At 42.2% G+C, this 18885-nt stretch carries 11 protein-coding genes and 5 pseudogenes; 15 read left to right on the top strand and 1 reads right to left on the bottom strand.

Annotated elements, in window-relative coordinates; genetic code table 11:
* Nucleotides 1–54: 54 nt before the first annotated feature.
* Nucleotides 55–1763: pseudogene (locus RCG23_RS04535) on the bottom strand (NFACT family protein).
* Between the two features lie 193 nt (nt 1764–1956).
* Between RCG23_RS04535 and RCG23_RS04530 the strand changes: the two are divergent.
* The 15 genes and pseudogenes from RCG23_RS04530 to rpe all read left to right on the top strand — a co-directional run bounded on the left by RCG23_RS04530 (nt 1957) and on the right by rpe (nt 18877).
* Nucleotides 1957–4636, top strand: a pseudogene (locus RCG23_RS04530) (calcium-translocating P-type ATPase, SERCA-type).
* 98 nt (nt 4637–4734) lie between these two features.
* A complete protein-coding gene (locus RCG23_RS04525; protein ID WP_308178764.1) occupies nt 4735–5610 on the top strand; it encodes a YicC/YloC family endoribonuclease in 876 nt (291 codons plus the stop codon).
* Nucleotides 5611–5667: 57 nt separating this feature from the next.
* On the top strand, nt 5668–5931 hold the full coding sequence (gene remA, locus RCG23_RS04520; protein ID WP_308178763.1) for an extracellular matrix/biofilm regulator RemA: 264 nt from the start codon (nt 5668–5670) through the stop codon (nt 5929–5931).
* 11 nt (nt 5932–5942) lie between these two features.
* A complete protein-coding gene (gmk, locus tag RCG23_RS04515) occupies nt 5943–6557 on the top strand; it encodes a guanylate kinase (protein WP_308178762.1) in 615 nt (204 codons plus the stop codon).
* A 2-nt stretch (nt 6558–6559) separates the two neighbouring features.
* Nucleotides 6560–6778, top strand: a complete 219-nt coding sequence (gene rpoZ, locus RCG23_RS04510) for a DNA-directed RNA polymerase subunit omega (RefSeq protein WP_308178761.1) — start codon at nt 6560–6562, stop codon at nt 6776–6778.
* 244 nt (nt 6779–7022) lie between these two features.
* Nucleotides 7023–8229 (top strand): annotated as a pseudogene (gene coaBC / locus RCG23_RS04505) (bifunctional phosphopantothenoylcysteine decarboxylase/phosphopantothenate--cysteine ligase CoaBC).
* Nucleotides 8226–10633: pseudogene (gene priA, locus RCG23_RS04500) on the top strand (primosomal protein N'). The pseudogenes coaBC and priA overlap by 4 nt, the downstream one beginning before the upstream one ends.
* A gap of 56 nt (nt 10634–10689) precedes the next feature.
* Nucleotides 10690–11175, top strand: coding sequence for a peptide deformylase (gene def, locus RCG23_RS04495; protein WP_308178760.1), 486 nt, complete (start codon nt 10690–10692; stop codon nt 11173–11175).
* Nucleotides 11172–12116, top strand: a complete 945-nt coding sequence (fmt, locus tag RCG23_RS04490; RefSeq protein ID WP_308178759.1) for a methionyl-tRNA formyltransferase — start codon at nt 11172–11174, stop codon at nt 12114–12116. Before def ends, fmt begins: the two co-directional genes overlap by 4 nt.
* Before the next feature lies 1 nt (nt 12117).
* Nucleotides 12118–13464 carry a 16S rRNA (cytosine(967)-C(5))-methyltransferase RsmB gene (gene rsmB / locus RCG23_RS04485; RefSeq protein WP_308178758.1) on the top strand — a complete coding sequence of 449 codons (1347 nt, stop codon included), beginning with the start codon at nt 12118–12120 and terminating at the stop codon, nt 13462–13464.
* Between the two features lie 3 nt (nt 13465–13467).
* Nucleotides 13468–14559 carry a dual-specificity RNA methyltransferase RlmN gene (gene rlmN / locus RCG23_RS04480; protein ID WP_308178757.1) on the top strand — a complete coding sequence of 364 codons (1092 nt, stop codon included), beginning with the start codon at nt 13468–13470 and terminating at the stop codon, nt 14557–14559.
* Nucleotides 14560–14563: 4 nt separating this feature from the next.
* A complete protein-coding gene (locus tag RCG23_RS04475; protein WP_308178756.1) occupies nt 14564–15316 on the top strand; it encodes a Stp1/IreP family PP2C-type Ser/Thr phosphatase in 753 nt (250 codons plus the stop codon).
* Nucleotides 15317–17278 carry a Stk1 family PASTA domain-containing Ser/Thr kinase gene (gene pknB / locus RCG23_RS04470; protein ID WP_308178755.1) on the top strand — a complete coding sequence of 654 codons (1962 nt, stop codon included), beginning with the start codon at nt 15317–15319 and terminating at the stop codon, nt 17276–17278.
* Nucleotides 17279–17354: 76 nt separating this feature from the next.
* Nucleotides 17355–18230 (top strand): annotated as a pseudogene (gene rsgA / locus RCG23_RS04465) (ribosome small subunit-dependent GTPase A).
* A gap of 2 nt (nt 18231–18232) precedes the next feature.
* Complete coding sequence (gene rpe, locus RCG23_RS04460; RefSeq protein ID WP_308179963.1) at nt 18233–18877, top strand: ribulose-phosphate 3-epimerase; 645 nt, start codon at nt 18233–18235, stop codon at nt 18875–18877.
* Nucleotides 18878–18885: the final 8 nt, after the last annotated feature.

Genomic DNA, 18885 nt, shown 5'->3' with positions numbered 1-18885 from the left:
TGTTCAAAAGGGTGGTTTTGGTCTTCAGCGGTGTCATGAAGGCCATATCCACTGTTATTTCTTCAACGCAAGGACCATTTCTTCATCAGGTGTAACATACACGGTCTGCTGGTTATCGTAAATCACAAATCCTGGTTTTGCGCCGTTTGGTTTTTTCACGAAGCGAACCTTTGTAAAATCGACAGGGACGGAGCTGGACTCTCGGCCTTGCTGAAATACGCGGCGAGCATTGCTGCTTCCTTAATTGTGTCCTCAGTAGGCTCCTTGCTGCGGATAACAACATGGGAACCAGGAATATCCTTTGTATGAAGCCAAATCTCATCCCTTGCTGCGAGCTTGTTCGTTAAATAATCATTTTGCTTGTTATTTTTACCGACAATAATTTCAGTTCCATCAGTGGACATATAATGATCGAGAACAGGCTTCGCATTGGAAGCTTTTTTTGCGTTCTTTTTTTGCCTTAAACGGATATATCCGCCTTCAACCAATTCTTCGCGGATTTCTTCGATATCCTTTGGAGAAGCAGCATGAACCTGTTGATATAAGCTATCAAAGTAAGCAGCTTCATCCCGTGCCTTCTCAATCTGCTCGACCACAATTGCCACAGAATTTTTCGCCTTTTGGTATCTTGAGAAATATTTCTGAGCATTATCAGACGGTGACTTTAGCGGATCAAGAGGAATGCTAATCGTCTGTCCCTCTTCATCATAGTAATTGATAACCTCAATTTCCTTCATCCCTTTTTTTGCAGCATACAGATTGGCTGTCAGCAGCTCTCCGTACCGTTGGAACTCATCAGCCTTTTCGGCCTCCAATAAGGTTTTTTGTAGTTTTTCGATTTTTTTCTCATTCTTTTCCTTTTCGTTCACGATGAAGCGCTCAAGGTCAGACGATTGTTGTTTAACCCGGTCCCGTTCAGCTTTACCAAAGTAAAAGCGGTCGAGCATCTCGCTTAACGACGGAAAGCTTTTACTTTCGCCTTTTAAATGCTGAAGTGGCAGGAGGTAGAAATTCTCCTTATTATTTGCAGACGTTATTGCCGGCTGAATTTCACCTTTTCCAATGCTTTGGATCATCTCAATAAAAGTTGCAGGAACGGTTGTCCTATTCGCAAGCCCGCTTTTAAAAAGAACTTCTTTAGCGAACAGTGGGGACACACCTGCAAAATGCTCTACAAGCTGTTTATCAACCTTACCACTGTTAAAATCCAGCAGCCTTAACACATCCTGCTCATCGGCTTTAAATGGATTGAGTTTATTTTGTTCAGGCGGAGAAATATAGGCCTGGCCAGGCAGGATGGCGCGGTGTGTATTTAGTGCATACGATACATGCTTGATGCTGTCCAAGATAATATTCCGGTTTTTATCAACAAGAATGATATTGCTGTGGCGCCCCATAATTTCTACAATTAGCTGTTTATAGCTGATATCGCCTAATTCATTCCGTCCTTTGACCTCAATAATCAAAATCCTGTCAACTTCTACCTGGTGTAAATCTTCGACGATATAGCCTTCAAGGTGCTTTCTGAGAAGCATACAGAACATTGGCGGCTCGCTCGGATTATCATGCGATTCTTTCGTTAGCTGTGCCCGAGCATAGCTCGGATGGGCAGACAGCAACAGTTTATGGTTAACTCCATTAGCCCGGATTGTTAGTATGATTTCATTTTTATATGGCTGATAAATTTTATTAATACGGCCGCCTTTTAACGAATGTGACAGCTCATCGGCCATTGCTTTTGTAAAAAGACCATCAAATGACATGGCAAACATCCTTTTCTATCAATCATTAATATCTATTATTAGTATATCCTTTTAAAATGCGGACTGTCTCATATTCTTTCTTATCTTTTCGAAGAACGATACTATATCATAGCATTTTTTGGGACGAGGCTGAATAAGCTTACTTAGAAGATATGCACTTTTTGTGTGATTAAGGGGGAAGTGAGATGGCCGGATGAAGTTCCATGAAATGGATGTAAACGAGGCAGAAAAATCTTTGAATACGGACTTTTCGTCTGGATTGACGCTGGAAGAGGCGCAGAAACGAATTCAGCAGCATGGATATAATGAATTGGCTGAAGGAGAAAAGCAATCGGCTTTGCTCTTATTTTTTAGCCAGTTTAAGGACTTCATGGTTCTTGTCCTTCTTGCTGCAACATTAATTTCAGGACTATTAGGGGAGTACATTGATGCTATAGCGATAATAGCGATTGTCCTGATCAATGGATTTCTCGGTTTTTTTCAGGAGAGAAAAGCGGAGAAATCACTTCAGGCTTTAAAGGAATTGTCAGCACCGCAGGTACATGTTCTAAGGGAAGGAAAATGGCTTAAAATTCCTTCAAAGGAGATTGCCCTTGGGGATATCCTAAAGTTTGCAAGCGGGGACCGGATTGGTGCGGATGTCCGCCTTATAGAAGCCAGAAGCCTTGAAATTGAAGAATCAGCACTCACGGGAGAATCCTTGCCCGTTTCCAAGCATACAGATCCATTAAAAACTGAAAATCCAGGTATAGGCGATATGGAAAACATCGCCTTTATGGGCACAATGGTTACACGTGGCAGCGGAGTGGGTGTGGCAGTAGGAACGGGAATGAAAACGGCAATGGGACAAATTGCTGATTTGCTCCAAAATGCGGAAACAGCCACTACTCCTTTGCAGCATCGGCTGGAGCAGCTTGGCAAAATATTAATTACAGCTGCCCTGTTGTTAACATTCCTGGTAGTTGGGATTGGAGTTATGCAGGGTAATGATATCTATACAATGTTTTTAGCTGGGGTTTCGCTTGCGGTAGCAGCTATTCCTGAGGGGCTTCCGGCAGATTGTGACCGTAGCACTGTCACTGGGTGTTCAAAAGATGATTAAGAAAAATGCTATTGTTAGAAAACTTCCTGCAGTTGAAACACTTGGATGTGCATCGGTCATCTGCTCTGATAAAACAGGAACGATGACTCAGAATAAGATGACGGTTACCCATTTGTGGAGCGGCGGCAACTTATGGACAGTTGACGGCGTAGGCTATGAGCCTAAGGGCGTTTTTTACAAAGAAGGAAAAACGGTTATGCCAAGGGAAGAAAAAGCATTACAGCAAATGCTGATGTTTGGCATGCTTTGCAATCATTCCGAATTGTCTTATAGAAATGAAGAAGTCATTCTTGACGGAGATCCAACCGAAGGTGCGCTCCTTGTCAGTGCTATGAAGGCAGGGTATGACCGTAACAGGCTTTTAACAGAGTTCGAGATTGTAAATGAGTTCCCGTTTGATTCCACCCGAAAAATGATGAGTGTTCTGGTTAAAGATCGAGAGGGGCGCCATTTTATCGTTACAAAAGGGGCGCCGGATGTCTTAATCGGAATAAGTAAGTCGATTCTCTGGGATGGGAAAAATCAATTTTTAGTCGGCGAGGTAAAAACAAGGGTGCAGGAAGCCATTGACGGGCTGGCATCAAATGCTTTAAGAACGATTGCAATCGCTTTTAAGCAGGTACCTTCCAATACGTTAATATTAAGCGAGCAGGAAGCGGAAATGGATTTGACATTCATTGGTGTCCAGGGAATGATTGACCCTCCTCGCCCTGAAGTGAGAAATGCGGTAAAAGAATGCCGAGAAGCAGGCATCAAGACAGTTATGATTACCGGTGACCATGTTATTACTGCCAAGGCGATTGCCAGACAGCTGGGTATTCTGACTAATAAAAGCAAGGTTGTTGATGGAAAAGCACTCTCAGAAATGTCGGTCGAAGAACTCGAAAATATTGTAGATGATGTATCCGTGTTCGCGAGGGTTTCTCCTGAACACAAGCTTAAAATTGTAAAGGCGCTCCAAAATAGAGGTCACGTTGTAGCAATGACCGGAGACGGTGTCAATGATGCTCCGGCAATAAAAGCTGCTGATATTGGTGTAGCGATGGGAATTACGGGAACGGATGTTGCCAAGGAAGCCTCTGCTCTCGTGCTGCTCGATGACAATTTTGCGACGATCAAATCAGCAATAACCGAGGGGCGGAATATTTACGAAAATATCCGTAAATTTATCCGTTACTTGCTTGCCTCCAATGTTGGTGAGATTCTGGTTATGTTATTTGCAATGATTCTTGCATTGCCGTTACCGCTCTTACCGATACAGATCCTGTGGGTAAACCTGGTGACTGATGGACTGCCTGCCATGGCATTGGGGCTTGACCGCCCTGAGGAAAATGTAATGAAACGAAAACCGCGAAGCTCCAAGGAAGGAGTTTTCGCCAGGGGATTAGGCTGGAAAGTTGTTTCTAGGGGCTTTTTGATAGGGATAGTGACACTATTGGCGTTTATCATTGTGTATAATAATCAGCCAGAACGGCTTCAATACGCACAGACTGTGGCTTTTGCTGCATTGGTAATGGCCCAGCTGATCCATGTTTTTGACTGCCGCAGTGAAAAATCTGTGCTTTCAAGGAATCCTTTTGGCAATCCATACCTTGTCTGGTCCGTTATTTCATCCTTGGCATTGCTGCTTGTTGTTATCTATTATCCGCCATTGCAGCCTATATTCCATACCCTGCCTATCGCAGGAAGAGACTGGCTGCTGATCCTTGGCTTATCATCAATACCAACTTTTTTATTGGCAGGATCATTTTTGGCAAGAAAAACAAAATAAAGTATGTTATAATCCAAAAGGTAGTAGAGAAGACTCTATTACCTTTTGTTGTTATCAGGAAAAAACTGATTTCTTTTTTATTGAAGGATGTGTGTTTGATGGCAGTTAGCATGACGGGTTTTGGAAGAAGTAAAACAGAAAGTGGTTCTTTTACTGTCCATGTTGAAATTAAAACGGTTAATCACCGATTTTGCGAATATCATATTCGAATGCCGCGGCAGCTCCTTAAAGTGGAAGAGAAAATAAAAAAGATACTTGGTGCCTATATCCGGCGTGGGAGAGTGGAGGTTTTCATCACTGTAGAGGGTGAAGGTGCTGTCAGCCGCCAGCTTCGTGTGGAATGGGACTTAATAGAGGAATATTACCAATTTATTAAAAAAGCTCAGTTAAAATACGGAATTGAAGGAACCATTACCTTACAAGAATTGATAAACCGTGAAGATTTAATACATATTGAAGAGACAGAAGGCTCTGATGATGAGCTTGAAAATGCAGTTCTGGCAGCTGCTGAAGATGCGGCTTGCCACCTAACGAAAATGAGGCAGGATGAAGGGATTGAGCTTGTAAAAGACATTACCTCACATTTGCATCAGCTCGAAGCATTTGTAAATAGTTTGCGAAAGCACGCACCTTCTGTTGTTCAACAATATAAAGAGAGATTGACGAGAAGAATGCAGGAATTTCTTAATGGCCAGGCTGATGAAGCAAGAATCCTGACAGAAGTGGCGGTCTTTTCGGAAAAAGCGGATATCAACGAGGAATTGATCAGGCTGAACAGCCATATCCAGCAATTTTTTAATATCTTAATCGAAAATAATCCGATAGGGCGTAAATTGGATTTTCTTGTTCAGGAGATGAATAGGGAGGCTAATACAATAGGCTCAAAAGCGAACGATTCCATTATCGCAAGAGATGTTGTTGAAATTAAAAGTTTGCTTGAAAAAATGAAAGAGCAGATTCAGAATATTGAATGACGTGTTTAGAAAAAGACACACACGGCAAAAATAAATTATTGATGATGGGGGAACACCATGTCCATAAAGCTAATCAATATCGGATTTGGGAATATTGTTTCTGCAAACCGAATTATTTCAATAGTCAGCCCTGAATCAGCTCCGATAAAAAGAATCATCCAGGATGCGCGTGACCGCGGTTCGTTGATTGATGCTACTTATGGCAGGCGGACACGGGCAGTCATTGTCATGGACAGTGACCATGTGATTCTTTCTGCGGTACAGCCGGAAACGGTTGCCCATAGGCTGGCTGACCGCGTTGATATTATTGATGAAGGGTAGGATATAACAAAATGAATGAAAAAGGGTTGCTTATCGTTCTTTCAGGGCGTTCGGGAGTCGGAAAAGGAACGGTCAGAAAAGAAATTTTTTCACAGCCGGACACGGCGTTTGAATATTCCATTTCAGCTACAACAAGATTGCCTCGCGAGGGTGAAGTTCACGGAGTCGATTACTTCTTTAAAACAAGGGATGATTTCGAAGAACTAATCCGCCAGGAAAAACTATTGGAATACGCAGAGTTTGTCGGTAATTATTACGGCACTCCTGTAGATTATGTCAGGGAAACACTAGATGCTGGCAAGGATGTGTTCCTTGAGATTGAAGTAAAGGGAGCACGCCAGGTTCGTGAAAAATTCCCGGAAGGCTTATTTATCTTCCTTATGCCTCCTAGCTTAACAGAACTGAAAAACAGGATTGTCACTAGGGGCACTGAAACAGAGGATTTAATCAATAACCGTATGCTTTCAGCACGCGAAGAAATCGAAATGCTGGACTTATATGATTATGTCGTTGAAAATGACCAGGTACAGCTTGCCTGCGAGCGGATTAAAGCAATTGTCACTGCCGAACATTGCCGCAGGGAACGCATAGAATACCGGTACAAAAAATTATTGGAGGCTGAATAAGCATGTTATATCCTTCTATTGATTCACTTCTTGAAAAAATTGATTCCAAGTATTCCCTTGTATCTGTTGCGGCAAAAAGGGCACGCGCTATGCAGATAGTTGCAAACCCACAGATGGAAAAGTATGTTTCTCATAAATTTGTCGGTAAAGCGCTTGAAGAAATCTATGGCGGCCAGCTGACATACAGAATCGCCAAAAAGACAGACGGTTCAGCTGAGTAAAACTAAATTTTTCATTCAGGTGAATTACGATTTTTAATACGCTAAACGCTTTTCAATCTGTAATAAGATAAAATTGAGCAGGGTCTGACACCAGAGGTATTTTCCTTATGAGTCGGACTTTTTTATTTTTAGGTGAGTTTTTTCTTTGATGGATTCAGGTGTAAAAAAGATGAAAAATGGACAGTGTTCCAGCATAATGGAGTAAAGAAGTTACTGGAGATATAGAAAGTCGGGTGTATCGTAAATGATAAATGGAAAAAGGATATTACTTTGTGTCACGGGCGGAATAGCAGTATATAAAGCAGCAGCATTAACCAGTAAACTGGTCCAGACAGGGCCCAAGTCAAGGTCATTTTAAGCGAGTCGGCGGCAAAGTTTGTAACACCTCTGACATTTCAGGCTCTATCACGAAATGAGGTTTTTACAGACACCTTTGAAGAAAAAAATCCCGAGGTGATTGCTCATATTGATTTGGCTGATTGGGCAGATTTGATCCTGGTAGCACCAGCTACAGCGAATACCATTGCCAAGCTTGCAAATGGCTTTGCTGATAATATGATTACAACTACCTTGCTGGCCGCGACCGCACCAGTTTGGATTGCTCCCGCTATGAATGTCCATATGTATGACCATCCGGCAGTGAAAAAAAACATTGCCACATTGTTTGAATATGGTTATCAATTCATTGAACCTGGAGAAGGATATCTTGCTTGTGGTTATGTCGGGAAGGGGCGCCTCGAGGAACCGGAAAATATCGTGGAACTTGCGGTACGATTTTTCCAGGGAGGTACAGGGGAGCTGGAAGGAAAAACAGTTGTTATCACAGCTGGTCCAACGCGTGAAAAAATTGATCCTGTCCGTTTTATCTCCAATCACTCAACCGGAAAAATGGGCTATGCAATTGCAGAGGAAGCCAAAAGGCCGGTGCAAATGTGGTTCTCATTTCAGGGCCAGTCTCGATAAATGCACCTGCAGGCATTGAACTGGTAAAAGTAGAAAGTGCAGCGGAAATGCATCAGGCTGTGCTGGCTTATTATGATAGGGCAGATGTAGTCGTTAAGACAGCAGCAGTTGCTGATTACCGCCCTAAAACCGCTTATGAGCATAAGGTCAAAAAGCAGGCGGGCGATAGTGTTCTTGAACTTGAGAGAACAACAGATATTCTGTCCGAGCTTGGAAAAAAGAAAGCCACACAAATACTTGTCGGCTTTGCAGCTGAGACAGAGAATGTTGAAGAATATGCCAGAAGGAAGCTGGAATCCAAAAATGCAGATATGATCGTTGCAAACAATGTTCAGCAGGAAGGTGCAGGCTTTGGAACGGAAACGAATATTGTGACGTTATTTAAAAGAAATGGATCGCCTGAAAATCTCCCGTTGATGACGAAGCAAAAAGTTGCCCGAAAAATTATTGAAGAAATTTCTTCTCTTTTAAAGGAACAGAAGAAATGAAAATCGCCAGTGTCATTGTTGATGTTCCAGCCAAGCAAACGGATAGGGCCTTTGACTATCTGATTCCTGAAAAGTGGGAGGATATCATAAAACCCGGTGTAAGGGTAATCGTTCCATTTGGACCAAGAAAAATTCAGGGATATGTATCCGGTGTTAAAACGCATTCCGATTTTGAGAAATTAAAGGCAATAAGCGAGCCGATGGATTTAGAACCTGTACTTAATGAAGAACTCATGAACCTGGGAGAATGGCTAACCAATCATACGTTGAGTTTTAAAATAGCTTCTTACCAGGCTATGCTCCCGGCCGCACTGAAGGCGAAGTATCAAAAGAAAATAAAGCTTGCCTTTGGAAAATCCGCCAGCGAACTTCCAGCTAATCTCCTCACTATATTCGAAAAAGAAGAGGAGCTTGATTGGGACGATGCAGTCAAAAAAGGGCTGATTTCCTCCTTGCAGAAAGAAGCAGCCAAAGGCACGATAGAAGTCGTTTATCAGGTGAAAGAACGAGTAAAGAAAAAGAAGCTTCTGTTTGTTTACCCTCTTGTACCTGAAAATGCAGTAAAAGAAGAAATAAATGCCTTATCCTCAAGGGCAGGCAAACAAAAGGCAGTTTTAAATTTCTTTTTGCAGGACCGCAATCCAGTCGAGCTGCGGAAGCTGGTATCTGAGCTAAATGTTTCGGCGTCATCAGTAAAGACCCTGGTAGAAAAGGGCGTGCTTGCGGAAAAGGAAATGGAGGTATACCGTGACCCGTTCGAGAACCGCACATTTGACCCTACAAATCCTTTCCCATTAACTGGCGACCAGCAAACGGCAATTGAACCAATTCTAAAAGCAAATCGGGAAGAAAAGCATGAAGTGTTTTTACTTTACGGTGTAACAGGAAGCGGAAAAACAGAAATTTATTTACAATCGATCCAGGATGTTATTAATAAAGGCAAGGAAGCGATCATGCTTGTTCCGGAAATTGCTTTGACTCCCCTTATGGTCAATCGCTTCAAAGGCAGATTTGGCGACAAGGTTGCAGTATTGCACAGCGGCTTGTCGGCTGGTGAAAAATACGATGAATGGCGAAAAATCCAGCGCAAGGAAGTAAAGGTTGTTGTCGGAGCGCGGTCGGCGGTGTTTGCCCCGTTTGAAAATTTGGGGCTCATCATCATTGATGAAGAACATGAGACAAGCTATAAGCAAGAGGAAATGCCACGTTACCATGCAAGGGATGTAGCAATCGAAAGGGCAAAAAATTATAGCTGCCCGGTTGTTCTGGGAAGTGCAACCCCGTCACTTGAATCCTTTGCGAGGGCGCAAAAGGGTGTCTATAAACTTTTAAAGCTCCCAAACCGCATGAATATGCAGTCTCTACCATCTGTTGAGATTATCGATATGAGGGAAGAATTGCGTTCAGGCAACCGCTCGATGTTTTCAAAGCTTTTATTTGAAAAATTGACTGATCGGCTGGAAAAAAAAGAACAGATCGTACTTTTTTTAAATAAACGCGGACATTCCTCATTCGTCATGTGCCGGGACTGCGGGTATGTGATGAATTGCCCGCATTGCGATATTTCGCTGACCTACCACCGTGCAAGCCAGCAGATGAAATGCCATTATTGTGGTTTTGAAAGCCATGTACCCCATAATTGCCCTGAGTGTGCAAGTGACCATATTCGTTTCTTTGGTACAGGTACACAGAAGGTTGAAGAGGAACTGGGAAAACTGCTCCCTGAAGCAAGGGTAATACGGATGGACGTGGATACAACCGGGCGGAAAGGCGCCCATGAACGCTTATTGAGTGATTTCCAGGAAGGAAAAGCGGATATACTGTTAGGTACACAAATGATAGCAAAAGGGCTCGATTTTCCAAATGTCACCCTTGTCGGTGTACTGTCAGCAGATACGATGCTTCATTTGCCTGATTTTCGGTCTTCCGAAAAAACATTCCAGCTTTTAACGCAGGTCAGCGGAAGGGCTGGAAGGCATCATCTTCCGGGAGAAGTGGTCATCCAAACTTACACGCCTGAGCATTATAGTGTTGAACTTGCCGGGAAACAGGATTTTGATCTATTTTATCAGCAGGAAATGATGGTGAGGAAGCTCCATAAATATCCGCCATTTTATTATATAGCCCTTGTCACCGTGAGCCATGAACAGCTAATGGCAGCTGTATCTGCCACAGAAAAAATAACTGGCTATGTCCGTTCCAAGGTTTCGGGAGAAGCAGTAGTCCTCGGCCGGTTGCCTCTCCAATACCAAGGATCAATGATAGATATCGGTATCAATGTTTGATAAAATACAAGCGGGAACCCGACCTTCCTGCAATATTGAAAGAAGTGCTGGACCGTTTTCAGGATAGTACCGGGAGCCTGCAGGTGTTTGTGGACGTTAATCCATATATCTTAATGTAGACTTGTATTTTTGTTTTATAAATTATAAAAAGTAAAGAATAAATGGAGGAGCAGCTTTGTCTATACGAAAAATTGTAACTTATCCTGCAGAAATTCTTGAACAGGATTGTAAGCAGGTAGAGGTTTTTGATAAAAAGCTTGTGAAGATATTAAATGATATGTATGATACAATGATTGAATTTGATGGGGTCGGTATTGCGGCACCTCAGATTGGAATTGATTCGCAAATTGCCATCGTCGATGTCGATGATGAACACGGAACAATTGAAATGATTAATCCGAGAATTATCGAAACTTCAGGAGAACAGACCGGCCCGGAAGGCTGTTTAAGTTTTCCCGGCGTATATGGTGAAGTGACAAGGCCGTTTTATGTGAAGATTGAAGCCTTTGACAGAAAAGGAAGAAAGTATACTTTGGAAGCAGAGGATTTTCTGGCAAGGGCAATCCAGCATGAAATAGATCATCTATCCGGTATTTTGTTTACCACAAAAGTGACAAAATATTTGACTGAAGAAGAGTTGGAAGGGTTGGAAAAGGAATGACAAAAATTGTTTTTATGGGCACTCCCGATTTTTCGGTGCCAGTTTTAAGAAAAATTATCGAAGACGGCTATGAAGTAATTGGTGTAGTAACCCAGCCTGACCGCCCGGTTGGAAGAAAAAGGACTTTAACTCCTCCGCCTGTTAAGGTTGAAGCAGTAAAACACGGTATTCCTGTCTTTCAACCAGAAAAAATAAGGCAAAAGGAAGAGCTTGAAAAAATACTCACCCTTAATCCTGACCTGATTGTTACGGCAGCTTTTGGACAAATTTTGCCCAAGGAGCTTCTGGATGCTCCGAAATATGGTTGCATAAATGTTCATGCCTCACTTCTTCCGGAATTAAGGGGAGGCGCGCCAATCCATTATTCGATTATCCAGGGGAAAGAAAAGACCGGCATTACCATTATGTATATGGTCGAAAAGCTTGATGCGGGAGATATTTTAACTCGTGTCGAGGTGCCGATTACGGAAGAGGACAATGTGGGTTCCCTTCATGATAAATTAAGCGCAGCCGGTTCAAAGCTCCTGTCAGATACCCTGCCGCTCCTGCTCGAATATAAACTTACACCGATACCGCAAAACGAAGCGGACGTTTCGTTTGCCTATAATATCAAAAGAGAACAGGAATTAATCGACTGGTCCAAAACAGGTGAAGAAATATATAACCAGGTTCGCGGGATGAATCCATGGCCTGTAGCTTACACGTCATTGGACGGTGCAGTGATAAAGATCTGGCAAACTGTAAAGATGGCCCATGACAGCAATAAAACACCAGGTACGATCGTGGACATCCATTCAGATGGAATTGTCGTCCAGACAGGAAACAGCACTGCCATAAAGATTACGGAGCTTCAGCCATCAGGAAAAACAAAAATGGCGGCTGAACAGTTCCTTAGAGGTTCCGGGGCAAAAATCACATCAGGAATGAAGCTAGGAGAATAAAATGGGAAAGAAAAAAAATGTGCGTGAAACCGCGCTGGAAATACTGGATGCGATTGAAAAAAATCAATCATACAGCAATTTGCTTTTGCATAATGCAATTGAAAAAAATCAATTGCCAACTAAAGACATTGGATTATTAACAGAGTTGGTTTATGGAACACTGCAAAGAAAAATGACGCTTGATTTCTTTTTGAAACCTTTCATAAAGAATGGCAGCAAGACGGAACGCTGGGTGATGAATTTATTAAGGATGACCCTCTATCAAATGGTGTATCTTGATAGGGTTCCTGATCACGCTGCTATTCATGAGGCAGTAGAAATTGCCAAAAAGCAAGGTCATAAAGGTATTTCAGGCATGGTAAACGGTGTGATGCGCAGTATACAGCGTCAAGGTTTGCCATCTCTTGAGGAAATTACGGACCCGCTGGAAAGGCTTTCTATCGAATCGAGCACCCCTTTATGGCTTGTATCAAGATGGGCCGATCAATTCGGATTAGAGAAAACCGAAGAAATGTGTGAATTGAATCTTACCGCACCTGTACAAACAGCAAGAGTTAATTTAACGAAAATATCACGGGAAGAATGTCTTGGTATGCTGGAAGAGGATGGTTTCTTTGTAGAAAAAAGTCCGATCCTTCCAGAATCAATTATCGCTCTAAAAGGGAATATGGCTTCTTCCACTGCTTTTAAAAAGGGTTTTCTCACCATTCAGGATGAAAGCTCGATGATGGTTGCATATGCACTTGATGTAAAGTCAAACGAGCGTATAATGGATGCCTGTGCCGCTCCAGGAGGAAAAAGCACACATCTTGCCGAGAAAATGGAGAATAGAGGAGAAATTATTTCACTCGATTTGCATGAGCATAAAGTAAAATTGATCAAGGAAACTGCATCAAGATTAGGGTTGAGAAATATTACCACTATTGCGATGGACAGCCGCAAAGCTGGAGAACATTTTGAGGAAGAATCATTTGACAAAATCCTGCTTGATGCCCCGTGTTCTGGCCTTGGTGTAATGCGCAGAAAGCCAGACATCAAGTATACAAAAAACGAAAAAGACATCATCCAGTTAGCCAGCATTCAGCAAAATCTCTTGAATTCTGTTGCCCCCTTAATTAAAAAAGGTGGAATTCTCGTATATAGTACGTGTACAGTGGATAAAGAGGAAAATGAGAATACTGTTACTTCGTTTTTAAAGGAGCATCCCGAGTTTGAAGGTGACACGGAATTTGCCGAACGCATGCCGGAAGCTATTCGCCCCTTGATTACTGGATTTGATTTACAAATATTACCGCAGCATATAGGTTCAGACGGATTTTATATAGCGTGCCTAAGAAAGAAGGTGTAGCAGTTGGAACAATTAAACACAACTGATACAGGAACATCATTGGAAAAAGAAAAGCCATCCATTTATTCTTTGGAACTGCATGAATTAAAGGAATGGCTTTCAAATAATGGAGAAAAGGCCTTCCGTGCCGAACAGGTTTTTGACTGGCTTTATAAAAAGAGAGCCGTATCCTTTGAAGATATGAGCAACCTGTCAAAATCAACTCGTGACAAGCTATCGGACAATTTTCAAATCACTACGCTTAAGACTGCAATCAGACAGCAGTCTGCAGATGGAACGATTAAATTCCTATTTGAACTTCACGATGGTTATTCAATTGAAACAGTTTTAATGAGACATGATTACGGCAACTCGGTCTGTGTAACCACTCAGGTTGGCTGCCGAATCGGCTGTACATTCTGTGCCTCTACTCTTGGCGGACTTAAACGCCATTTAACAGCTGGCGAAATTGTCGCCCAGGTTGTAACGGTACAACAGGCTCTTGATGAAACAGAGGAAAGAGTCAGCTCAGTTGTAATTATGGGAATTGGCGAGCCATTCGATAACTACGATAACATGCTCTCCTTTTTAAAAATTATCAACCATGATAAAGGGCTTAATATCGGTGCTCGCCATATTACAGTCTCAACGAGCGGCATTGTTCCAAAAATCTATCAATTTGCCGATGAAAATATGCAAATCAATTTTGCGATTTCTCTTCATGCGCCTAATACAGAAATTCGTTCAAGATTAATGCCGATTAATAAAGCATATAAACTTGATGACTTAATGAAGTCAGTGCGGTATTATATCGATAAGACCGGCAGACGTATCAGCTTTGAATACGGCCTGTTTGGTGGCGTAAATGACCAGGTTGAGCATGCAGAAGAATTGGCGCGCCTTTTAAAAGGGATTAAATGCCATGTCAATTTGATACCTGTAAACTATGTCCCTGAAAGGGATTATGTGCGGACGCCGAAAAACGAGATCTTTGCTTTTGAAAAAACATTAAAAAAACATGGTATTAACGTAACAATACGCCGTGAGCACGGTTCTGATATAGACGCAGCATGTGGACAACTTCGTGCAAAGGAGCGGAAAGAAGAGACGAGGTGAAGGTATGAAAGCTGTTTATATGACAGATCAAGGAATGGTACGACTTAATAACGAAGATTCCGGCGGGGTTTTCATTAACCTTGACGGACACCGCCTGGCCATCGTTGCAGATGGCATGGGCGGTCACCGTGCCGGTGATGTGGCAAGCAATATGACAGTTATTCATTTGAAAACAACATGGGAAAAGACAGAAGGTATTTTAACTGCTGCAGATGCTGAGTCCTGGCTAAAGGAGCACATTCTGGATGTGAATATCATTTTATTTGAGCATGCCCAAAAGAATACAGAGTGTGACGGAATGGGTACAACCATTGTAGCTGCAGTTTGTACCGACGGTTTTGTAACAATTGCCAATATAGGGGACAGCCGGGGCTACTTATTGAACGAAATGGGTTTTAAGCAATTAACGGAGGATCATTCTTTAGTGAATGAGCTGGTGAGATCCGGCCAGATATCAAAGGAAGATGCCGAGTATCATCCTCACAAGAATGTTGTCCTGAGGGCATTGGGAACAGAAGAGCAAGTTGATATGGATATCTGTACCATCATGTTTGAAGAAGGGGATCGACTCTTGCTTTGTTCTGACGGGCTTTCCGACAGGGTAAAAGAAACTGAGATGATGGAAATTCTTACGAATGATGAATCGCTTGAACAAAAAGCTTCAACGCTTATTTCACTTGCGAACAAATATGGCGGCAAAGATAATATTACCCTGGCGATTGTTGATTATTTAGCAGGCATTGAGGGTGAGCTATAAATGTTAATAGGAAAAAGAATTAGCGGCCGTTATAAAATATTGGATATGATTGGCGGGGGCGGCATGGCGAATGTTTACCTGGCCCATGACATGATCCTAGACCGCGACGTTGCCGTTAAAATGCTTAGGCTCGATTTTGCAAATGATGAGGAATTTATCCGCCGTTTTCATCGTGAAGCACAATCGGCTACAAGTCTTGTACATCCAAATATCGTAAATATTTTTGATGTGGGTGAAGAAGATGATCTTTATTATATCGTCATGGAATTTGTCGAAGGACAAACATTAAAACAATACATACAGCAAAATTCACCACTGAGAGTGGAAGAGTCTTTAGGGATTATGAAACAGCTGACTTCGGCGATTTCTCATGCCCATCACAATCATATCGTCCATCGGGATATAAAACCTCATAATATCCTGGTAGACCGTAATGGGAATGTAAAAATAACCGATTTTGGCATCGCCATGGCATTGAGTGCGACAAGCATAACACAGACCAATTCTGTGATGGGTTCGGTCCATTATTTATCTCCCGAACAGGCACGCGGAGGCATGGCAAACAAAAAATCGGATATCTACTCACTTGGCATTGTCATGTTTGAGCTTTTGACGGGCAGGCTGCCTTTTTCGGGAGAGTCTGCTGTCTCCATTGCTCTTAAACATTTACAATCGGAAACCCCATCTGTAAGAAGATGGAATCCGAATATACCACAAAGTGTTGAAAACATTGTCTTAAAAGCCACTGCCAAGGATCCCTTCCATCGTTATAACAATGCTGATGAAATGGAAGTAGACCTGCAGACAGCACTTTATCCAAATCGGATAAACGAACCGAAATTTATCATTCCAGCAGATGATGAAGCTACTAAGGCCATTCCAATTATTACGGATGACCGTCCCTTTCAAAACCTGGATGAAACGATGGTTCATGGAAACGATAAGAACGGAAATGCAGACAAACAGACTCCTGTACAGGAGCCTAAAAAGAAAAAACGTAAGAAGTGGCCAATCATTCTTGTTACGACCTTCGTTATTCTTGTCCTTCTAGCGTTGATGACGGTTACAGTTTTTCCAAAATGGTTCTCTCCTAAAGATATCAATGTGCCAAATGTGAGTGGAATGAATTTGGAAGAGGCTGTATCAAAATTAGAGGCAAAAGGATTTGTGATAGGCAAAACAAAGAAGATTAACGATGAAAGCATTCCAGAAGGGGAAATCATAAAGACTGACCCAAATGGAGGAGATACAGCTAAAGAAGGATCAAGAATCGATCTTTATGAAAGTATAGGCAAGGAAAAGCTGGAAATTGTCGACTACAAAGGTCGCCAATATGAAGATGTATTAACATTGCTAAAGGACAAAAACTTTAAAGACATTACAGAAACGGAAGTCTATGATGACAGCGACCCTGGCACGATTCTTAGCCAGGATCCACCGGCAGGCAAAAAGGTGGTCCCGGAAGATACCATAGTAAACTTTGAAGTGAGTAAAGGACCGCATAAAATTATCCTTAAAGATTTATCTGCGTATAACTCCAAAACGCTTAAGGATTATGCTGATTCCACAGGCCTTGTTATCGATATGTCGCAGCAGGCTTATGATGAAAATGTTCCTGCAGATATGGTTATCTCACAAAGTCCTGAACCTGGAGCAGAGCTGAAAAGAGGTGATACTGTTACAGTTGTGCTTTCGAAAGGCAAAGAGGAAATCCCGCCTAAACAGGTTACAGAAGAAGTCGAGATTTCTTACGAACCATCAATTCCAGGACAGCCTCAGCAAGTACAGATATACATCGAAGACATGGAAAACAGTATGACAGAACCAGTTGATACCTTCTATATAACCAAAAATGAAAAGCGGCAGATCAAATTAATGGTTCAATATGGAAAAAATGCCGGATATAAGGTTATGAGGGACAATGAAGTGATCATTGACAAAGTAGTTCAATATCCTAAATAAATTTTTTGATTTCTAAGAGCAGTCGTGACTTTTTGTACGTACTGCTCTTAAAACTATTATTTCAAGGAGTGCTTCTATGGCAGAAGGAAAAATTGTTAAAGCGTTAAGCGGTTTTTACTATGTGATTTCTGAAGGTCGATTGACGCAATGCCGCGGAAGAGGGGTTTTTCGGAAAAATAAAATCACCCCCCTTGTAGGTGATAACGTAGTGTTTCAGGCTGATAATGAGCAGGAAGGTTATATCATGGAAGTGAAGGACCGAAAAAATGAGCTTGTCCTGCCGCCAATTGCCAATGTGGATCAGGCGATTCTTGTTTTTTCTGCAGTTGAGCCTGACTTCAGCACGACATTGCTTGACCGGTTTCTTGTTCTCGTGGAATTCAATTATATTAACCCGCTTATTTGTATTACAAAGATCGATTTAGCAAGTGACGGGGAAAAAGTGAAAATCGAAAAATTTGCTGAGGAGTATAGGGCAGCGGGTTATGAAGTTATCCTGACCTCTTCTGAAACGGAAGCGGCCTTAAAAAGCTGTATCCTCATATTGAAAATAAAATATCGGTATTTGCCGGTCAATCAGGTGTCGGAAAGTCTTCCTTGCTAAATGCGCTCAGGCCTGGAATTGAAGACTAATGATATTTCCTCCCATCTCGGAAGGGGTAAGCATACGACCCGTCATGTAGAGCTGATTGAAATTGGCAGCGGTCTGATTGCCGATACTCCCGGTTTCAGTTCTTTGGAATTTATGGATATTGAGGCAGAACAGCTGAACTTCTGTTTCCCGGATTTGGAACGGGCAAGTGAAAACTGCAAGTTCAGAGGCTGCCTTCATCTGAAGGAACCAAAGTGTGGAGTGAAGGCTGCTGTTGAAGCAGGTGAAATCCCTGGATACCGTTATGAACATTATCTTGATTTTTTACAGGAAATTAGAGAAAGAAAGCCGAGGTATTGAATATGGTAAAAATTGCACCTTCCATTTTGTCTGCAGACTTTTCCAGATTAGGGGAAGAAATTAAGGACGTTGAACAGGGCGGGGCAGATTATATTCATGTTGATGTTATGGACGGCGATTTTGTGCCAAATATCACAATAGGTCCATTAATTGTGGATGCAATCAGGCCGGTGACAAAGCTCCCATTAGATGTTCACTTAATGATTGAAAATCCCGACGAATATATTGAAGCATTTGCTAAGGCAGGTGCCGACTATATTACAGTCCATGTTGAAGCGTGCAGGCATCTCCACAGGACTATACACCATATTAAATCCTTTGGTGTGAAGGCGGGAGTTGTTTTGAATCCTGCTACACCTGTTGAAACGATCCAGCATGTTTTAGCAGATATCGATATGGTATTATTGATGTCCGTAAATCCAGGGTTTGGCGGACAAAAGTTCATCCCTGATGTCCTTTCAAAAATCACAGCGGTTAAGAAAATGGCTCAGGATAAAGGGCTTAATATTGAGATTGAAGTGGACGGCGGGGTTAATAGTGAAACCGCCAAGCTTTGTATAGAAGCTGGAGCAAATGTTCTTGTGGCTGGGTCGGCTATTTACAATGAGGCAGACAGAGAAAAAGCCATTTCAGCATTAAGAGGATAGTTTTATTG

Origin of the sequence: Neobacillus sp. PS3-34, from assembly GCF_030915465.1 — a bacterium.
Lineage (GTDB): Bacteria > Bacillota > Bacilli > Bacillales > Cytobacillaceae > Neobacillus_A.
The sequence above is the reverse complement of the archived record's forward strand: the minus strand, read 5'-3'. Positions and strand labels throughout refer to the sequence as shown.

Coding starts and splice junctions, on each gene's coding strand:
- rpoZ (WP_308178761.1), top strand. CDS start 6,560: ATGTTATATCCTTCTATTGATTCACTTCTTGAAAAAATTGATTCCAAG.
- rpe (WP_308179963.1), top strand. CDS start 18,233: ATGGTAAAAATTGCACCTTCCATTTTGTCTGCAGACTTTTCCAGATTA.
- RCG23_RS04525 (WP_308178764.1), top strand. CDS start 4,735: ATGGCAGTTAGCATGACGGGTTTTGGAAGAAGTAAAACAGAAAGTGGT.
- fmt (WP_308178759.1), top strand. CDS start 11,172: ATGACAAAAATTGTTTTTATGGGCACTCCCGATTTTTCGGTGCCAGTT.
- pknB (WP_308178755.1), top strand. CDS start 15,317: ATGTTAATAGGAAAAAGAATTAGCGGCCGTTATAAAATATTGGATATG.
- remA (WP_308178763.1), top strand. CDS start 5,668: ATGTCCATAAAGCTAATCAATATCGGATTTGGGAATATTGTTTCTGCA.
- gmk (WP_308178762.1), top strand. CDS start 5,943: ATGAATGAAAAAGGGTTGCTTATCGTTCTTTCAGGGCGTTCGGGAGTC.
- RCG23_RS04475 (WP_308178756.1), top strand. CDS start 14,564: ATGAAAGCTGTTTATATGACAGATCAAGGAATGGTACGACTTAATAAC.
- rsmB (WP_308178758.1), top strand. CDS start 12,118: ATGGGAAAGAAAAAAAATGTGCGTGAAACCGCGCTGGAAATACTGGAT.